Raw genomic sequence first — 14,768 nt, forward strand, 5'->3', positions numbered from 1 at the left:
GGCTACGCACCCTGTCCGGCGCCCTCTTCGAGGCGCCGGAGCAACAGGCCTCGATAGCGCGCCACGAGCGAGTCCAGCCGCTGCACTTCCTCGGCGGCAGCACCGCACTTTGCAGAGCTCCAAAGGCCAAGGTGGAAAGCCAGATAACAAAGCTCGAGGATGTCCTGCAGCTTAGCGTCTACGGCGCGCGAGCAGCCGTCGGACACGATCGCGCGAAGATCGGCCGCTTCATCCGGTGAGAGATCGAACTCGATGGTCGCACCAGCAATGTCCCAGGCGATATCCTGAGGTCCGACGAGGTCGTGGCCAGCACTATGATCGAGCCCATCCGCCTTCAGGAACCCCTCGGCGCCGGCCAGCCACTCCCACGGGTGAAGGCGGCCGTCCGTATCGACGGGCACCACCGGAAGATCATCACCATTGGAAAGCCGAGATTCCAGCCGGGTCGCAACGGCTTCGCCGAGCGCTTCCTCCGAATTGGCGATGGCCATCTCGTACAGCATTGCCATCGAGGCGCCATTCGTCTTAGGCCGCGGCAGCCGGCTTGCCCGAAATGCTAGATAGCGGCCGAGATATCCAATGAATTCCGCACGGTGAAACTCGCTTGGCGCAAGCGGCGCCGCCGAAATCCACTTCTGGACTAGGAACCCATGGCAGAGGCCGGCGACCGGCGGCGCGAAACCGGCCTTCGCCAGCAACCGTGCCTTTTCGAGCTTCCGTTGTCCGACGTCGCCCAGGCCCGCGAATTTGACGAGCCATGTCCCGTCGGAAGCATGCGCCAGGAATTTGCGCCGCTCGAACCGCGGATCGGCGGGCGGCCAGGAGTCGCGTCCGCACGCAAGCACGCTACGCCAGCCTCCGCCGGAAATCTCTTGCAGCGGCTGCCGTAGAGGGCCGACAAGCTCGCTCACCCAAGCGGCGAGCCGGTGCGGCGGGTGTGCCCCGAAGAAAAGCTCGTCCAGTTCGACGACGTGGCGGGGGCGCTCTGCCCAGCGTTTGCGGTGATCCTCGCTCGCTTGCGGTCCGAGCTCTCCTCTATGGCCGGGAAAGAAGTGGATGCGGTCTTCGCGGACGCCGTGCTCCTCGAGCCAATCCGCCACGCTTCCGAGGGAACTGCCGGAAAGGCCGGGCCCCTCGTCGACGATCGCGAAATCGGCCGTCCCGTCCTGCAGTAGCCGTCGCGAAAGATGCGGGCCGACGCGGATTTCCCTTCTAAAAGGATGACCGACCGGGCGCAGGGTGACCGGCACCGCCGCCCCGATCGCAGCGGCGACCGCGGCCGAAAGGCTGGTGCCGATCGAGCGGAGGCCGATAACGACCGTGTTTGCGGCAAGCCCGGAGCGCCGGGCCGCTTCCATGTAACATTCCGGATAGAGCGCATAGAAGGCATAGCCCTCCCCCTCTTTGATCGACAGGTCCCATGGCGCCCGAAGGTCGCGGAGCAGTGCCCAGATATGCTCCGGCGGGGCTAGGCGAGCAGAGAACCCCGAAGACCAGGACTGGGCGACGAGCCGCGCAAGCTCGAGAAGCAGAGCGCCGGACTTTTCGCGCCTTGCCGACAGCTCGTCCGCACCGAGCGTGTCGAACTCGGCGTCCGACAGTCCCTGCACCAGTTCGCCCGCCTTGATGAAGATACCGACCAAAGCGGCGTGCCGCTCGAGACCCGGCGAACGTCGATCGAACGTCCGCAACTGTGCGGCAATTGCCTCGCACAAAGTGTCGGCCCGGTCGCTGCGCTTCGGGTCACCGTAGACCAGCATCGCTCCGCCCATTGCTCTTCATCGGCGTTGAACGCGCGGCGGCTCATTTCGATCCGCGGAATGCGTGCGGAACCAACCGCGGGAACCATTCCGGCGTGCGTGGGTTTGGCGAGCATTGTAGATGCCTTGCGGGAGTGCGGCGATGCGATCGAAATCCATTCGAATCGGGCTGGTCGGAATCGGCAATTGCGCATCTTCCCTCGTCCAGGGAATTACTTTCTACCGCGACGCCAAGGAAGACGAGCCGGTGCCGGGGCTGATGCATGTCAATCTCGGCGGCTATCACATCAGCGATATCGAAGTGTCCGCCGCCTTCGACGTTGCCGCTTCGAAGGTCGGCCGCGATCTCTCCGAGGCGATCTATGCCCCTCCGAACAACACGTTCCGTTTCGCAGAGGTCGCTTCGACCGGGGTCACAGTGGAGCGCGGCAGAACGCTCGACGGGATCGGTCGGTATCTGCGCGAGGAAATCCCCGAATCGGAGGCTCCGGCCGTCGATGTCGCCGAGGTCCTGCGAAGAAGCGAAACGGACGTGCTGGTCTCCTACCTCCCGGTCGGTTCGGAAGTGGCGACGCGATGGTACGCGGAGCAGGCGCTCGCCGCCGGCTGCGGTTTCGTCAACTGCATTCCCGTCTTCATCGCCTCCGACCGATCCTGGCAAAGAAAGTTCGCCGAGCGGGGCCTGCCGCTGATCGGCGACGACATCAAGAGCCAGGTCGGCGCCACCATCGTGCACCGGCTGCTCGCCAATCTCTTCCGCGACCGAGGCGTCAGGATCGACCGGACGTATCAGCTCAATTTCGGCGGCAATACCGACTTTCTCAACATGCTCGAACGGGAGCGGCTGGAATCGAAGAAGATCTCGAAGACCCAATCGGTCATTAGCCAGATGGACATGCCCCTTGCTCCCGGAGACATCCATGTCGGCCCCAGCGACCATGTGCCTTGGCTCGCCGACCGGAAGTTCGCCTATATCCGTGTTGAGGGCACCACATTCGGCAGCGTCCCGCTGAATGTCGAGCTGAAGCTGGAGGTCTGGGACTCGCCGAACTCGGCCGGCGTGGTCATCGATGCGGTTCGCTGCGCCAAGCTCGGCATGGACCGCGGCGTCGGGGGTCCGCTTATCGCACCCTCGAGCTACTTCATGAAATCGCCGCCGCGGCAATTCACCGATGCCGAGGCGCGCATACGCCTTGAGGAATTCATCGCAGGCGAAACGGACGCACTCCGGGGAGCGGCCGAGTGACGACCACGTTCCTGCTGGTGCGGCACGCCGCCCACGACAAGATCGGGAATTTCCTCGCTGGGCGCACGGCAGACGTTCCGCTCGGCCCGGCCGGCCGTGAACAGGCCGAGCGTCTGGCAACGCGGCTTGCCGGCGAGAATATCGGTGCGATCTATGCCAGCCCGCGTAAGCGAACCCAGGAAACGGCCGCGGCGATCGCCGCTGCCTCGGACATTCCGGAAGTCGAAACGGCCGATGCGCTTGACGAAGTGGATTTCGGCACCTGGTCCGGCAAGACGTTCGAAGTGCTGAACGGGGACCCGCATTGGCGTCATTGGAATTCCAAAAGGAGCCTTGCCCGCGCGCCGGGCGGAGAGACGATGCTGGAGGTCCAGTCGCGAGTGATCTCGCTCGTCGAAACACTCGGACGGCATGGGGACGACGGTAAAATCGTCCTTGTCAGCCATGCGGACGTCATCAAGGCCTTGGTCTGCCATGTCCTCGGCCTTTCGGCGGACGCCTGGTCCCGTTTCGAGATCGCTCCCGCCTCCATCTCGACCCTGGTCGCGGGCGACTGGGGGGCGAAGATCGTCACGTTGAACGAAAACGGGTCGTGAGCGCCGAAGACCTCGAACAGCGCAATCAACCAGCCGGTCTCCGGCAGTTCGGAGGAATTGATGATCGAAGCCGCAATGATCTGGAACGAGCCGAACAACAAGTCCCATTGGGATCCGGAGATCGACCCCGATTGGAGCCGCTTTGCGCATATGGCGAAGCTCGCCGCGGACGCCATTCATGGCGTGAACCCCAATCTGACAAGGGTGCTCGGCGGCATCTCGCCGATCGACCCGGGCTTCCTGGCTCTCATGGATACCTATGGCGTGCTCGATCACGTCGATGCGGTGGCCGCCCATGGCTTTCCGCTCGACTGGAACCTCTGGCAAATTGACGAATGGCCGCAGAAGATCGCGGAACTGCAGAACGTCACCGATCTGCCGATCTGGATAAGCGAGGTCGGCGTCTCGAGTTTCGGTGCCGAGGAAGTGCAGCTATGGGGACTGAAAAGAACCGCCGAATTGCTGAAGGGCAAGGTGGAACGAATTCAGTGGTACAGCCTCTACGATCTGCCGAGCGCCTGGCCGGCCACGACCCGGCACAAGGAGGCGGAGGGGTCTTCCTATTACCGGCATTTCTACATGGGACTTCTGCGCGAAGACGGCACGCCGAAGCTGGCGCTCGAGGAATTTGCCCGGCACACGCCGGACATCGGGCTGGTGCAATGGTTCCATTTCGAGGACCCGCGGCTTGAGGACGCCGTAGAATGGATGAAGCGCCTCGGGATCACCTGCCTGCGCACCGGCCTCTCCTGGGCCGACCGATTCCGGCCGGATGCGCTGGCATGGTTCGATCGGCAGATGGAGGCGCTCGAGGATTTCGACGTGACCGTCACCTATTGCTTCACGCCGGAACACCGGGGCCTTGCCCCGCACCATACGAGCGCGCCGATCGTGCCGGAGGAATTTGCCGAATTCTGCGCCGAGATGACCGAGCGCTATGCTCCTCACCCGTCGCCGGTAGGTGTCCTCGATCAGCCTCAGCTCTCACCGCGACCGCCGATGCGATCGACGAGTTTCCCGACCCAGCCGCGCGAATAGGTGACGCCCTGATAAAGGGCGAGCATCGTCGAAGCCCAACGGGTATAGATGATTGGCAGGTGGAGTGCCCTTGCCAGCAGGAAGATGCGATGGCTGTGGGCGCTGATCGAACTGCGCAGCCAGTAGACCAGCATGCGTCGGGCCGGCAGCCCGCTCCATTTCGGCGCCACGCGCTTGTTCGGCCTTATTCCGTATCGCGGCCAGCTCAGGCGAAAGCCAAGCCCCTCGCGTCGCTGTCTGAATCCCGCCGCTTGGGTTCGCACAACGAAATCGGCGTCGACCTCGTCGAGAGCCAGCCTTCCTTCGTCGGCGGCATCGGCGATGAGCCGTTGCAGCAATGGAGAGCGAACCACAACGACATTCGTGCCCCGTCCGTCGGACGAGTAGGGTTCGACCCAGGCGTCGCCGAATGAAATGTCCGCCGTCTCGGCGACCACGTCGTCGCAGAAGTTGCAGGCGGAATTCTGAAAATATCCAGCCCCCCAGTCGCCGTCGACGAGATGCCACCAGTCCTTGCTCCTGGTCCCTCCGTCCCTGAGCCGCAACTGAGCGGTGTACCAGTTCGCCGGCCGGCGGACATCCTTCAGCCGGAAATCGACACCCGCAACGTCTCCCATCCTCGCCTGCATCTGCCAGGCGAAGCTTTCGACGAAACGAGCGCTTTTCATGTGTCCGCAAAAAAGGCCGAGCGTGAAGGTGATGCGCTCGCTCAGGACCGGATCCTGCCGAGAAAGGAGATGCACGGCCTTGACGAAGCACGGGATGCCGACCACCGCATAGCGTCCGGGCCGGCGCCTGATCTCGTCGACGATCGCGGACATCTCCACGGGATAGTAACGCGACTTGGCGCCATCGCGCACGTCTTCCACCGTTCGCGAGATCCGGTAGCGGAAGAGCGGTTGGCGATCGTCCTCGCCGTCGGAGCGCGGCACCACATGAGCGATCCCGTCGACCAACTTCCTCGCCAGAAGCTCGGCGGCCGTCCAGCTTGCCAAGCCGCCGGAGCTGCCGTCCGCCCGAAAGCTCGCCTCGCGCACGTGACCGACAAAGGCTGCCTGGAAGCGCCCGATCAGCGGATCCCGGTATTTGGCCGATGGGAACCGCTCGCAGGCGATTTCGTCCTCGTTCCGGGCATCTGGAGAGAAGGGACAGAGGGCGGCGAAGTCTGGTGGATTGTTATCCGCCGACAGACCGGAAATTTTCGGCTTGAAGTGGCCATAGCGGTCGAGGCGCATGGTCACATCGCTGGCGCTTGAGCGCGCCACGCAGGCTCCACACCCGATGCACAGGCCAGACTTTCCGATCCGCCGCGGCGTGAGCCTGGGATGGTCAGGCGGAAGTTTCGGCGGATCAGTTGAGGACATAATCCAGATATGCCTGTGAGCGGAGGCGATGCTCGGCGAGCCGGGCTGCGGTGGCTGGATCCGGTGCTTCGTCAAGAGCCGCTCCATAGTCCCGCTCGCCCGCTCCTTGCCAAATGACGTGGCGTTCTGCGCCCAAGAGTGCGGTCAGGTCGTGGATCTTGTTCCAGCGGTAGTCCGACATCACGCAGGCAAAAGCCTTGGAATTGATCAGGGAGAAGACGCAGCCGTGAAAGAAATTCGTCACCACCGCCGCAGCACCGGCAATGAAGCCGGCGAAATCATGTGGCCCGGCGTCGATCCACTGTTCATCGGCCCAATCGTTGCGATAGCCGACGCTGACAAGCTTGATCGCGCGTGATCGCGCCCAGCGTCGAACCGGGTCCTTGAACCAGTCCGGAAAGGAATGGCCATAAATGGCAGCGTAGGGGCGCGGCATTGCCATTCCGTAAACTGCCTCGTCGGAAGCAATTGCCTCGGGAAATTGGAGGCACGGATCGAGGACGAGCGTCGCCTCGCAGCCGACCGCGTTCTCGATGATCGTCTTGGAATTCCCATCGCGCACGGAAATGCTTTCGAACTTCCGCAGCCCCTCCGCCCAGAAGCTCTCGAGCCCGTTTGCAGCCGGATGGTTCCCGAATGTAGCGGCATAGGAAACGAGCCGCCGCGTGGCGAGTTGATCGCCGTAGAACAATCGGCATCCACCATACCAGGGGTGACGCAGGTTCCAGACCTCGTCGCTGCCGACGATGACAAGGTCGCAGCTCTCGCTGCCCGCCGGATCATCCAGCGCAAAGGCTCGGCTGAGCGGAAGTGCTTCAATGGCCTTCAAGAACTTTCTGATTTTCGCCGCATAGAGCGGACCATCGGCAGCCGAGGTCCTGACCGGCAGCAGCGGCTGCAAGGCGCAGCGCCATTCGGCCCGGCTGACGCGATCGGAACGGTGGTCGAGAACGATCGGCTCGTGGCCGCGAGATCGCAACCCTTCGACCAGACATCGCGTCTGCCACAAGGAGCCGTAGTTGATGCAGCGGTGAAATGTCAGGACACCCAATTTCGCCAATGGTCGATCCTCTTCGCACCTAACCGACCGCGCAGGAGTAGGTTCCCGCCATCACTTGCCCGCTGCTGAAGCGGAGCAGGCAACAGCGGGTATTGGCTGGGGACTATCGATTGATGCGCTAACCGCTGCGGCGGCCGGGGGTGCGGGGTTCCGACGTCAGGAACGCTTGAGCGCCGGGTCGTCGAGCGCCGGATTGTAGAAGAGCGAGAGCGTCAGGCTGCGCGCGATGCGCTCTGCCGTGCTCGTGAACCAGGCCTTCGCCTCCGGGTTCGGTGCAATGTCGTCAAGGGTGACAGCAAAGAGCGCCAGCCATTTTGGAAAAAGCTCCGGTGACATGTTGGCGACGCCGAGATGCGCCTGGACCGGCTTGCCGCCATAGGCGCCATTGCGGAAGGCCACGGCGGACCAGAAGCTCTTCATTTTCTCCGTGTGCTCCGGCCAACGTCCCGACAGCCTTGCGTCGAAGACGGGCCCAAGCACCGGATGCGCGAGCACACGGGCGTAGAACGTGTCGACCAAAGTGCCGATGAACGCCTCATCGATACCTATCGCCTTCATCTCCGCCTCCGCCCGTTCGCGGATGGCCGCTGAATCCGCGGCTTTGCCATGCAATTCCATTCCGTCGCCCTGTTCAGCCGTGTCTGCGCCCCCTTATATAGACGTTGCGGATGTCACTCCAAAAGTCGAACCGGGACATGCGGCAATCTGTCCGGCGACGGCCGGGCCCCTCCGGCCGCAGCGTCGCGCGCGTTCCAACGTGGTCGCAAGCGGCGCCCATCGCAATCTGCGGATTTGCTTCTCGGGGGAAGTCGACGGGCATTTCCTTGATTGCCCTATCAGTATTTCGACGGCACATACAGTTCCGGTGGCAGTACTTTCCGCTCGTAGTCGGGATTGAAGACCCGCTCCGGCAACGCGATATCCGCATGCGGCACATCCTCATACGGGATCTTCGTCAGCAGGTGGTCGATGCAGTTCAGACGCGCCCGCTTCTTGTCATTTGCCTCGACGATGTACCATGGCGCTTCCGGGATGTTGGTGCGGGCAAAAGTCTCTTCCTTGGCCTTGGTGTAGCCCTCCCAGCGCACCCGCGACTGCAGGTCCATGGGCGAAAGCTTCCACTGCTTCAGCGGATCATGAATGCGCATCAGGAACCGCAACTGCTGCTCCTCGTCGGTGATCGAGAACCAGTATTTCACAAGCCGAATGCCGGAGCGCACCAGCATTCGCTCGAATTCCGGAACGTCTCGGAAGAATTCCTCCACCTCGCCTTCCGTCGCGAAGCCCATCACCCGCTCGACACCGGAGCGGTTGTACCAGGAGCGGTCGAAAAGCACGATCTCGCCGCCGGCCGGCAGATGCGGAACGTATCGCTGGAAGTACCATTGCGTCTTTTCGCGGTCGGACGGTGCCGGAAGCGCCACCACCCGCACGACGCGCGGGTTCAGCCGCTGTGTGATGCGCTTGATCGCGCCGCCCTTGCCGGCCGAATCGCGGCCCTCGAAAATCACCACGACCTTCTCTTTGTGATAGACGACCCAATCCTGGAGCCTGATGAGTTCCGCCTGCAGGGACAGGAGGGCGCGGAAATAATCGGCTCGCGGAATCGTCGGGGGACGCGCCTTGCGATAAATCTTGCGGATCTCCTCCGTCAAGGCCGGTTCGGACAGTTCCAGCTCATAGTCCTCGTCGAGCGTATCGGTGAGCTCCGCTTCGAGCCAATCCAGGCGCTCAGTTTCGTCGTTCAGCTTCCCCATGCTATCCTCCATCCTTCAACCGGTGCGGCAGCATAGCATTTTCTTATGAGACTGATTTGACCGCGCCATGAACTCGCTAAAGCCCGCAGGAACCAGGACTTCTCCTCCGACGTTTCCCGACTGGCATCGAGGAGTACGACAATGGCCAAGAAGAAGCAGCTTCCCAAGAAGATCGCAGGCGTGAAGGTTCCGAAGGGGCTTCGTCGGTCGAAGATATTGAGGAGCATGGTACGCAGCGACGTGGGCAGGGATGTACTGGCCAAGGCCATCACGGCCGGGGCCGGAGCCGCCGCAGCGGTACTGGTCGACCACCGTGACGACGTTTTCGACGCCAGAACCGCGAAGAAGGGTAGGAAGGCAGTCGGGTTGGCGCGCCGGGCAATGCAAAGCGGCTTTTCGGCAGCGATGGACGCGATGAAGGATTCCGTATTTCCCGAGACTCACAAGCCGAAGAAAGCCAAGAGCAAAACCCAAAGGCGGGCAGTTGTCCATTAGACCGGGGTCGACGAGCAAAGTTGTGCTCAGTCGTCATCGCTTGTCCGGTTACCCTTGCTGTTGACTTCCGGCACCAGGGACTGTCGGGGCACGATCAGTCCCGAGGGGAGTTCGGGGTCATCTTGCCGCTCGCCGCCGCTCACATAGTCATATACGTCGGCTGCACCCACTTGTGCCGCCCGCGCCAGGCCGACGCCCAACAGCCGCGCCGCGATCAGCGGGTGTTCGCGGATCAGCACGGAAATTGCTCGCACGCTCGCCGCGACGATGACGCGCGAGGTGAACTTGTCGCCGTACTGGCGTACCAGGAACCCTTCGATGGACTTAAGCCCGCCCCCTTTTTCTTCGTCATCGCGCCACGCCTCATCCTGATCGGCGCCGTCCGCTGGCAAGGGCGCCGGTTTGTAGCGCCGTTTCGGCGGATCGGCGTCTCGGATCACTTCCCTTGCAGCCGAAAACGCGGTCTCCAAAGCATTCGCCCAAAGCCCGGCGGATCGGGCACCCTTTCGGGTCACGGTTTTGGCGACCGCGGTCACCTTCTGCTGCTTTCCGATCAGCACTGCCGCCGCCGCACCCGCGCCGGCAGTCAACGAGTGGGCGAGCAGGTCACGCCCGGGGCTGGTCTTCATCAAGCTGCGGAGCATCTTTGATTTGCGCCAAGCCTTGGGGATCTTCACACCCGCGATCTCTTTGGGAAGCCGCTTCTTCTTGCCCATCGTCGCCTCCTTGCTCTCACAAACGAAGAGAGACGATCGGGGTTCCAGCCGCAGGCCCGGATAAGGAAATTCGCGTCGCTCGGAACGCTATGCCTCAGCGCCAGAAACGCCTCGTGTCGACAAATATATCGTGGGCTTCACCGGCAGCATGCAGGAGCTTTTCCTTGTCGTCCGCACTGAACGGTTCTGTATCCGCGACCTCTGAAAGCTGCAGCTTCGACAGCATGTCGGGAGCGGTGGCGAGATCGTTCAGACTGCCGAGGTGATCCTGAAGTCCCCCCATCGCGACGATGAACCTCTTGTGGCGCTTGGTTTCCTGCTTGCTTTCATAAAGGGGGCCAAAAAACTCCGCCGCATAGCGCAGTTTCTTTGCCGCAATGCGCACTTCATGGCGGGTCTCATCATCCAAATCGATCAGATTGCTGCCGCCTTTCGCCACCTTCTTCCAAAGCTTGTCGAGCATCCTGGAGGCGAATTGCCTCGCCGGCTGGGCGAGCAAGGCCTGGCCGGCCTCGTCGCTTCGCCAGTCTCTGATCGAAATCCATTCGACTAGGTCGATCATCAGGGCGCGGGCGCGGACGGAGGAAAGCGCGGCTCCTGCCGCGCCATAGGCGTCGCTGCGGGCCTCCTGCAGACAGCGCAAAAGCTCTTCGCCTGTCGTGTTCTTGATCATGACGTCGATATTGCGCGCATCGCCAAGCTCCGAGGCAAGCCAGCGTAGCTCATCGCGCAGATGATCGAACCTGCTATCCGTGAAAAGCGATTTACAGATGGAGAAAAGCGAGCGCAGTCGACGCAGGGCCACACGCGCCTGATGCAAAGCTTCGGTATCGCGAGACCATGACAGGACCATTTCATTGAGGCGAAACTGCTTGAGGCAGGCTGACGCAATGCGCACGAACACCGTCGCAGTATTCATATCGGCAGCGAGTGGCGTAACACTCGCCTTGACGGCACCACGCGCAGGACCAATCAGACGGTAGCCGCGATCCGCTTTGGTCAGCACCCCGATCGAAGCCGGCGTGATCAGATTGAGTTTTCTGGTCAGGGCAAACAACGCCGTCGGGGAACCCGCCTTCCTTTCCAACTCGATTTCGCAGAGCGGTGCCTCGCGATCCGCTGCAAGGACTTTACCGACGTCCATGGCGACGTCGATCGTCGCGTCGCCTTCCGTGATGCTCCAACGATGCCGCTTGACGTGAACCTCGAACAGCGGCGCGAGCCTTTCGGCCACCCCGGCAAGCTGGGCCTGTATCTGCGGATCGTCGAGAACAGGCGTGTCGTCGGCAATTGGCCGTGACCATTCTTCACGCGTGAGAGCTTCGGCCGCCGAGCCGTCGCCGGATTTGACGATCTGGGTCCGTTCATTCCCGCATTGCCGGATGCATAGCGACAACCCGCGCTGAGACAGGTCCCATTCGTCGGTATCATAATAAACGGACCTCTGCCGACGAATGGTGGGGGTGCAGGCGAAGGGATTCTCCTTCAGAAGCAACGATGCCCCCCCTTGGGCCAGCTCAAGCTTGAGTTCCGTTTCCTGCATAGTCCCCCTCGGTGCGGCTTCCCTCTGCAAAGCTGGCAAGCATTGGATAGTCCGTTAAAAAGCTGTCACAAACAATCCTTCCGGCCCGTGCCAGCTCTGGCGCGGGCATCACTCGCCGCGATGCTGCTCCGCTTCGACACCCGAAAACGGCGAGGCCATCCGGGTATTCGTCTGGCAGATAAGACAAGGGGCACGTCGACAGCTCTCGATGCTGGTCAAGGATGAATTGTCGCGGCATTCCCGGCCTCGTCGGCCGTACCGGCCGCATAGGCTGTCGATAGCCGTCGGTAATATGGGAATCTCAGCGCAAGAATCGTCACCACCACGCCGATCGCACCCGCAAGTGTAAAGACCAAACGCGATGCCTCGCGCCGGACCCATCCCGAACCATCCGCCTATGGTATCGGCCCCTGCCCCGTCGGTCATGAACGGAATGACCACGAACTGGGTCAGCGGACCGATCAGGAAGGCGGTCAGCGGCGAAGCGGCCTGTTCGACCGACTGGGCAAAGCCGAAGACGCGTCCCTGGCGTTCCAGGGGCACCACTTTCTGCAGGACGGTTGCTCGGCCGCTTCGGCATAGGGCGCCAACAGCATCCAGATGAAGCAACCGCCCGCCAGCAGCCAGACCGAGGACTGGATCGTGAAGACGCAGCACACCGACCAGGTGATGAGATTGACCAGCAGCAATGTGCGCAGCGGATTCTTGCCCAAACCGCTCTTCGATATGACGATGCCGCTGATGATGAAAGCGGTCGAGAGCACGCCGAACAGCAGTCCCACATCTGCACCGATACGAGCGAGAGGCCATAGGCATCCAGCAGCGCCATGAAAATGCCACCCAGGAAATTGTTGAACGTGGCAAAGAAGATCAGCGCGAATAGCCCCGGCACGGCGGCAATCACCGCAATCGTTCCTCGATGTCGACGCGCTTGGGTTCGGCGGGGTGACCGGGCGCGGCTCCCAAACGCCGCTCATCGACATGAATGAAGGCAAGGTGCGCAAAGGCCAGGAAGGTGAAAACGAGGGCGAAAGCCAGCGACGCCACCATTCCGCCCCAGGCGACCAGAAAGCCGCTGATCACCGAGGTGGTGAGAAAGCCGATACCGGTCACCATGCCGACGAGACCATTGGCCTTGTTCCTCCTATCCTCGGGAATGAGCACGGTGACCAGTGTCGGCAGGGCGATGGAGCGAATATTGCCGGCAATGACGCCGAGCATCACCAAAAGCACACGAAAACCCAAAGGTGAACGCCATAGGGATTGGCGAAGGCCGCCTGCGGCGACATCAAGAGCAGCGCCAGGGACAGTACATAGAAGCCCGCCGACACCACGCTCGAGCCGAGCATGGCCAGCTTCTTGGGATTGTGGTCGACTATGCTGCAGAGCCAGAAGCCGAAGCCGGATGTGAACACGAGGTAGACACCGGCGATCATGCCGGTCGCAAACACGGATTGCGTTTCGATATAGACTCAGAAGGTCAGCGCGAACCAGACCGTGAAGTTGGTGATGTTGGCGATCAGGTTGTTGCCGAGAAGATGGTAAAACGGACGCATCGGCCTCTCCCTGTTGGCCCGGCCCTGCGTAGCTAGGGTGTGGAACCCCGATGTTCAATCCATTGCCAGGATGGCCACAGTCCGCCACGGCGAGGCGTCAGCAGTTCGGCTAACTCCAGCCTCATGCCGACCCGGACGCCGCGATCAGTGAAATCTGGGACGCCGACGTGCGAAGGCCTGAGGGCCTTTCGGCGCGCCGCGCGGCACCTTGCGTGCGGTCGTCTGACCGGAACTCTTCGTGCTGGTGTCCATCGGCATCCTCGCCGGATTCGCATCGGTTACGCCGCGGCAATGGTCATTTCCCAGGCGGTGGTCGATGGTAGCGGCATTGCCATGCCGGTCGGATTCGCTCGCGAGGACATCGCCTTCGCAGTGACGTTGCTCGGCTTCTCGGCACTGATCGCATCCGTGCCCGCCATCCTTGCCTACCGCCAGTCTCCGGCCTCCGCCCTTCGCGGCTGAGCGGGCAACCTTTCCCTGGCAGGCCGACCATTCTGCGCCCCCGCCTGGGTTCTTATGATGTTGGAACCTCGATGCTCGGAAAGCCGACCTCGCGTGGCTATCGAATCTCTGCATGCCCTTACTGGGAAATTGCACGGCCCAACGCCATATTCAGGCAGCAGATCCATGACGGAGACAGGGCAATGACCTACGCTAAGACTGCCGAGGCGGTCAGGAAACTCACACCCGAGCAGTATCGTGTGACCCAGCAGAACGGCACCGAGAGGCCCTTCACGGGGGAGTACAATGACAACAAAAGGCCGGGGATCTATGTCGACATCGTTTCCGGCGAACCGCTGTTCGCCTCGTCCGACAAATTCGATTCCGGCTGCGGCTGGCCGAGCTTCACCAAGCCGATCGTGGAGGAGAATGTCGAGGAACTGAGGGATGATTCCTATGGCATGGTCCGCACCGAGGTGCGCTCGAAGCATGGGGACAGTCACCTCGGCCATGTCTTTCCCGACGGCCCGAAGGATCGCGGCGGCTTACGTTATTGCATCAATTCCGCCGCGCTGCGCTTCATTCCGCGCGAGGAGATGGAGGCCGCGGGTTACGGCGCCTATCTCAACCAGGTGGAGGACATCTGAATGACCGAGAAAGCTGTATTGGCTGGTGGCTGCTTCTGGGGAATGCAGGACCTGATCCGCAAGCTCCCCGGCGTCGTCGAGACCCGCGTGGGCTATACCGGCGGCGATGTGCCGAATGCGACCTACCGCAACCACGGCACCCACGCCGAGGGCATCGAGATCATCTTCGATCCGGGTAAGATCAGCTACCGGCGGATTCTGGAGTTTTTCTTCCAGATCCACGATCCGACCACGAAATACCGGCAGGGCAACGACATCGGCATGTCCTACCGCTCGGCGATCTACTATGCCGACGACGAGCAGAAGCGCATTGCCGAGGACACCATCGCAGACGTCGACGCTTCCGGCCGATGGCCGGGAAAGGTGGTGACCGAAGTCGAACCGGCGGGGGATTTCTGGGAGGCGGAGCCGGAGCACCAGGACTATCTGGAGCGCTACCCAAACGGCTACACCTGCCACTTCCCGCGCTCCGACTGGGTCTTGCCCCGTCGCTCGGCGGCCGAATAGGCGGCCGTGTAGCTCCCGCCGCCGCATCCGAGCGCGGGCGCG

Annotated in this window: 17 protein-coding genes; 7 read left to right on the plus strand and 10 right to left on the minus strand. The window is 62.3% G+C overall.

From position 1 onward, the window contains the following. Positions 1-2 precede the first annotated feature (2 nt). Positions 3-1,760, minus strand: a complete 1,758-nt coding sequence (locus tag CO664_RS20085; protein ID WP_097539791.1) for a hypothetical protein — start codon at positions 1,758-1,760, stop codon at positions 3-5. A 142-nt stretch (positions 1,761-1,902) separates the two neighbouring features. Here CO664_RS20085 and CO664_RS20090 point away from each other — a divergent pair, with 142 nt between their 5' ends. The 3 genes from CO664_RS20090 to CO664_RS20100 are packed head-to-tail and all read left to right on the plus strand — an operon-like array spanning position 1,903 to position 4,640. Further along, positions 1,903-3,006: an inositol-3-phosphate synthase gene (locus tag CO664_RS20090; RefSeq protein ID WP_097539715.1), complete on the plus strand. Its 1,104-nt coding sequence runs from the start codon at positions 1,903-1,905 to the stop codon at positions 3,004-3,006. Further along, positions 3,003-3,602: a histidine phosphatase family protein gene (locus CO664_RS20095; RefSeq protein WP_037419941.1), complete on the plus strand. Its 600-nt coding sequence runs from the start codon at positions 3,003-3,005 to the stop codon at positions 3,600-3,602. Before CO664_RS20090 ends, CO664_RS20095 begins: the two co-directional genes overlap by 4 nt. Before the next feature lie 60 nt (positions 3,603-3,662). Beyond that, positions 3,663-4,640 carry a beta-xylosidase gene (locus tag CO664_RS20100; protein ID WP_097539716.1) on the plus strand — a complete coding sequence of 326 codons (978 nt, stop codon included), beginning with the start codon at positions 3,663-3,665 and terminating at the stop codon, positions 4,638-4,640. On the opposite strand, the gene CO664_RS20105 is transcribed toward CO664_RS20100, so the two are convergent. The 4 genes from CO664_RS20105 to ppk2 all read right to left on the minus strand — a co-directional run bounded on the left by CO664_RS20105 (position 4,580) and on the right by ppk2 (position 8,821). Next, positions 4,580-6,004, minus strand: coding sequence for a Coenzyme F420 hydrogenase/dehydrogenase, beta subunit C-terminal domain (locus CO664_RS20105; protein ID WP_176536626.1), 1,425 nt, complete (start codon positions 6,002-6,004; stop codon positions 4,580-4,582). The two genes, CO664_RS20100 and CO664_RS20105, sit on opposite strands and share 61 nt — an antisense overlap. Continuing rightward, entirely contained in the window at positions 5,991-7,064 is a 1,074-nt protein-coding gene (locus CO664_RS20110; RefSeq protein ID WP_097539717.1) for a polysaccharide pyruvyl transferase family protein, read from the minus strand. The genes CO664_RS20105 and CO664_RS20110 overlap by 14 nt, the downstream gene beginning before the upstream one ends. Positions 7,065-7,220: 156 nt before the next feature. After that, complete coding sequence (locus CO664_RS20115) at positions 7,221-7,682, minus strand: truncated hemoglobin (RefSeq protein ID WP_097539718.1); 462 nt, start codon at positions 7,680-7,682, stop codon at positions 7,221-7,223. A gap of 218 nt (positions 7,683-7,900) precedes the next feature. Continuing rightward, complete coding sequence (ppk2, locus tag CO664_RS20120; RefSeq protein ID WP_037419955.1) at positions 7,901-8,821, minus strand: polyphosphate kinase 2; 921 nt, start codon at positions 8,819-8,821, stop codon at positions 7,901-7,903. A 141-nt stretch (positions 8,822-8,962) separates the two neighbouring features. Here ppk2 and CO664_RS20125 point away from each other — a divergent pair, with 141 nt between their 5' ends. Beyond that, positions 8,963-9,316 carry a hypothetical protein gene (locus CO664_RS20125; protein WP_037388718.1) on the plus strand — a complete coding sequence of 118 codons (354 nt, stop codon included), beginning with the start codon at positions 8,963-8,965 and terminating at the stop codon, positions 9,314-9,316. 26 nt (positions 9,317-9,342) lie between these two features. Here the strand turns inward: CO664_RS20125 and CO664_RS30750 are convergent, their stop codons facing one another. From CO664_RS30750 to CO664_RS30980, 5 genes are all read right to left on the minus strand, one after another. Continuing rightward, positions 9,343-10,032, minus strand: a complete 690-nt coding sequence (locus CO664_RS30750; protein WP_176536627.1) for a hypothetical protein — start codon at positions 10,030-10,032, stop codon at positions 9,343-9,345. Between the two features lie 94 nt (positions 10,033-10,126). After that, positions 10,127-11,575, minus strand: coding sequence for an inorganic triphosphatase (locus tag CO664_RS20135; protein ID WP_097539719.1), 1,449 nt, complete (start codon positions 11,573-11,575; stop codon positions 10,127-10,129). 473 nt (positions 11,576-12,048) lie between these two features. After that, positions 12,049-12,357 (minus strand): hypothetical protein, encoded by a 309-nt coding sequence (locus CO664_RS30970; RefSeq protein ID WP_202859977.1) that lies wholly within the window; start codon positions 12,355-12,357, stop codon positions 12,049-12,051. Positions 12,358-12,475: 118 nt separating this feature from the next. Then, positions 12,476-12,820 (minus strand): MFS transporter, encoded by a 345-nt coding sequence (locus CO664_RS30975; RefSeq protein ID WP_210201048.1) that lies wholly within the window; start codon positions 12,818-12,820, stop codon positions 12,476-12,478. Then, positions 12,796-13,026, minus strand: a complete 231-nt coding sequence (locus CO664_RS30980) for a hypothetical protein (RefSeq protein WP_202859979.1) — start codon at positions 13,024-13,026, stop codon at positions 12,796-12,798. The genes CO664_RS30975 and CO664_RS30980 overlap by 25 nt, the downstream gene beginning before the upstream one ends. A 396-nt stretch (positions 13,027-13,422) precedes the next feature. On the opposite strand from CO664_RS30980, the gene CO664_RS30755 reads away from it, so the two are divergent. The 3 genes from CO664_RS30755 (at position 13,423) to msrA (ending at position 14,726) form a co-directional block, all read left to right on the plus strand. Further along, the gene (locus CO664_RS30755; RefSeq protein ID WP_176536628.1) at positions 13,423-13,593 is read left to right on the plus strand and encodes a hypothetical protein; all 171 of its coding nucleotides are present in this window, start codon (positions 13,423-13,425) and stop codon (positions 13,591-13,593) included. 182 nt (positions 13,594-13,775) lie between these two features. Next, a complete protein-coding gene (gene msrB, locus CO664_RS20150) occupies positions 13,776-14,219 on the plus strand; it encodes a peptide-methionine (R)-S-oxide reductase MsrB (RefSeq protein ID WP_097539720.1) in 444 nt (147 codons plus the stop codon). Continuing rightward, entirely contained in the window at positions 14,220-14,726 is a 507-nt protein-coding gene (gene msrA, locus CO664_RS20155; protein WP_097539721.1) for a peptide-methionine (S)-S-oxide reductase MsrA, read from the plus strand. Positions 14,727-14,768: the final 42 nt, after the last annotated feature.

It is taken from the genome of Sinorhizobium sp. NG07B, from assembly GCF_002532005.1.
GTDB lineage: Bacteria > Pseudomonadota > Alphaproteobacteria > Rhizobiales > Rhizobiaceae > Sinorhizobium > Sinorhizobium fredii_C.

Bases quoted from the DNA above. Each gene is read 5' to 3' on its own strand.
- CO664_RS20085 (WP_097539791.1), bottom strand. From the start codon at position 1,760: ATGCTGGTCTACGGTGACCCGAAGCGCAGCGACCGGGCCGACACTTTG.
- CO664_RS20090 (WP_097539715.1), top strand. From the start codon at position 1,903: ATGCGATCGAAATCCATTCGAATCGGGCTGGTCGGAATCGGCAATTGC.
- CO664_RS20100 (WP_097539716.1), top strand. From the start codon at position 3,663: ATGATCGAAGCCGCAATGATCTGGAACGAGCCGAACAACAAGTCCCAT.
- CO664_RS20105 (WP_176536626.1), bottom strand. From the start codon at position 6,004: ATGTCCTCAACTGATCCGCCGAAACTTCCGCCTGACCATCCCAGGCTC.
- CO664_RS20115 (WP_097539718.1), bottom strand. From the start codon at position 7,682: ATGGAATTGCATGGCAAAGCCGCGGATTCAGCGGCCATCCGCGAACGG.
- ppk2 (WP_037419955.1), bottom strand. From the start codon at position 8,821: ATGGGGAAGCTGAACGACGAAACTGAGCGCCTGGATTGGCTCGAAGCG.
- CO664_RS20125 (WP_037388718.1), top strand. From the start codon at position 8,963: ATGGCCAAGAAGAAGCAGCTTCCCAAGAAGATCGCAGGCGTGAAGGTT.
- CO664_RS30750 (WP_176536627.1), bottom strand. From the start codon at position 10,032: ATGGGCAAGAAGAAGCGGCTTCCCAAAGAGATCGCGGGTGTGAAGATC.
- CO664_RS20135 (WP_097539719.1), bottom strand. From the start codon at position 11,575: ATGCAGGAAACGGAACTCAAGCTTGAGCTGGCCCAAGGGGGGGCATCG.
- CO664_RS30755 (WP_176536628.1), top strand. From the start codon at position 13,423: ATGGTCATTTCCCAGGCGGTGGTCGATGGTAGCGGCATTGCCATGCCG.
- msrB (WP_097539720.1), top strand. From the start codon at position 13,776: ATGACCTACGCTAAGACTGCCGAGGCGGTCAGGAAACTCACACCCGAG.
- msrA (WP_097539721.1), top strand. From the start codon at position 14,220: ATGACCGAGAAAGCTGTATTGGCTGGTGGCTGCTTCTGGGGAATGCAG.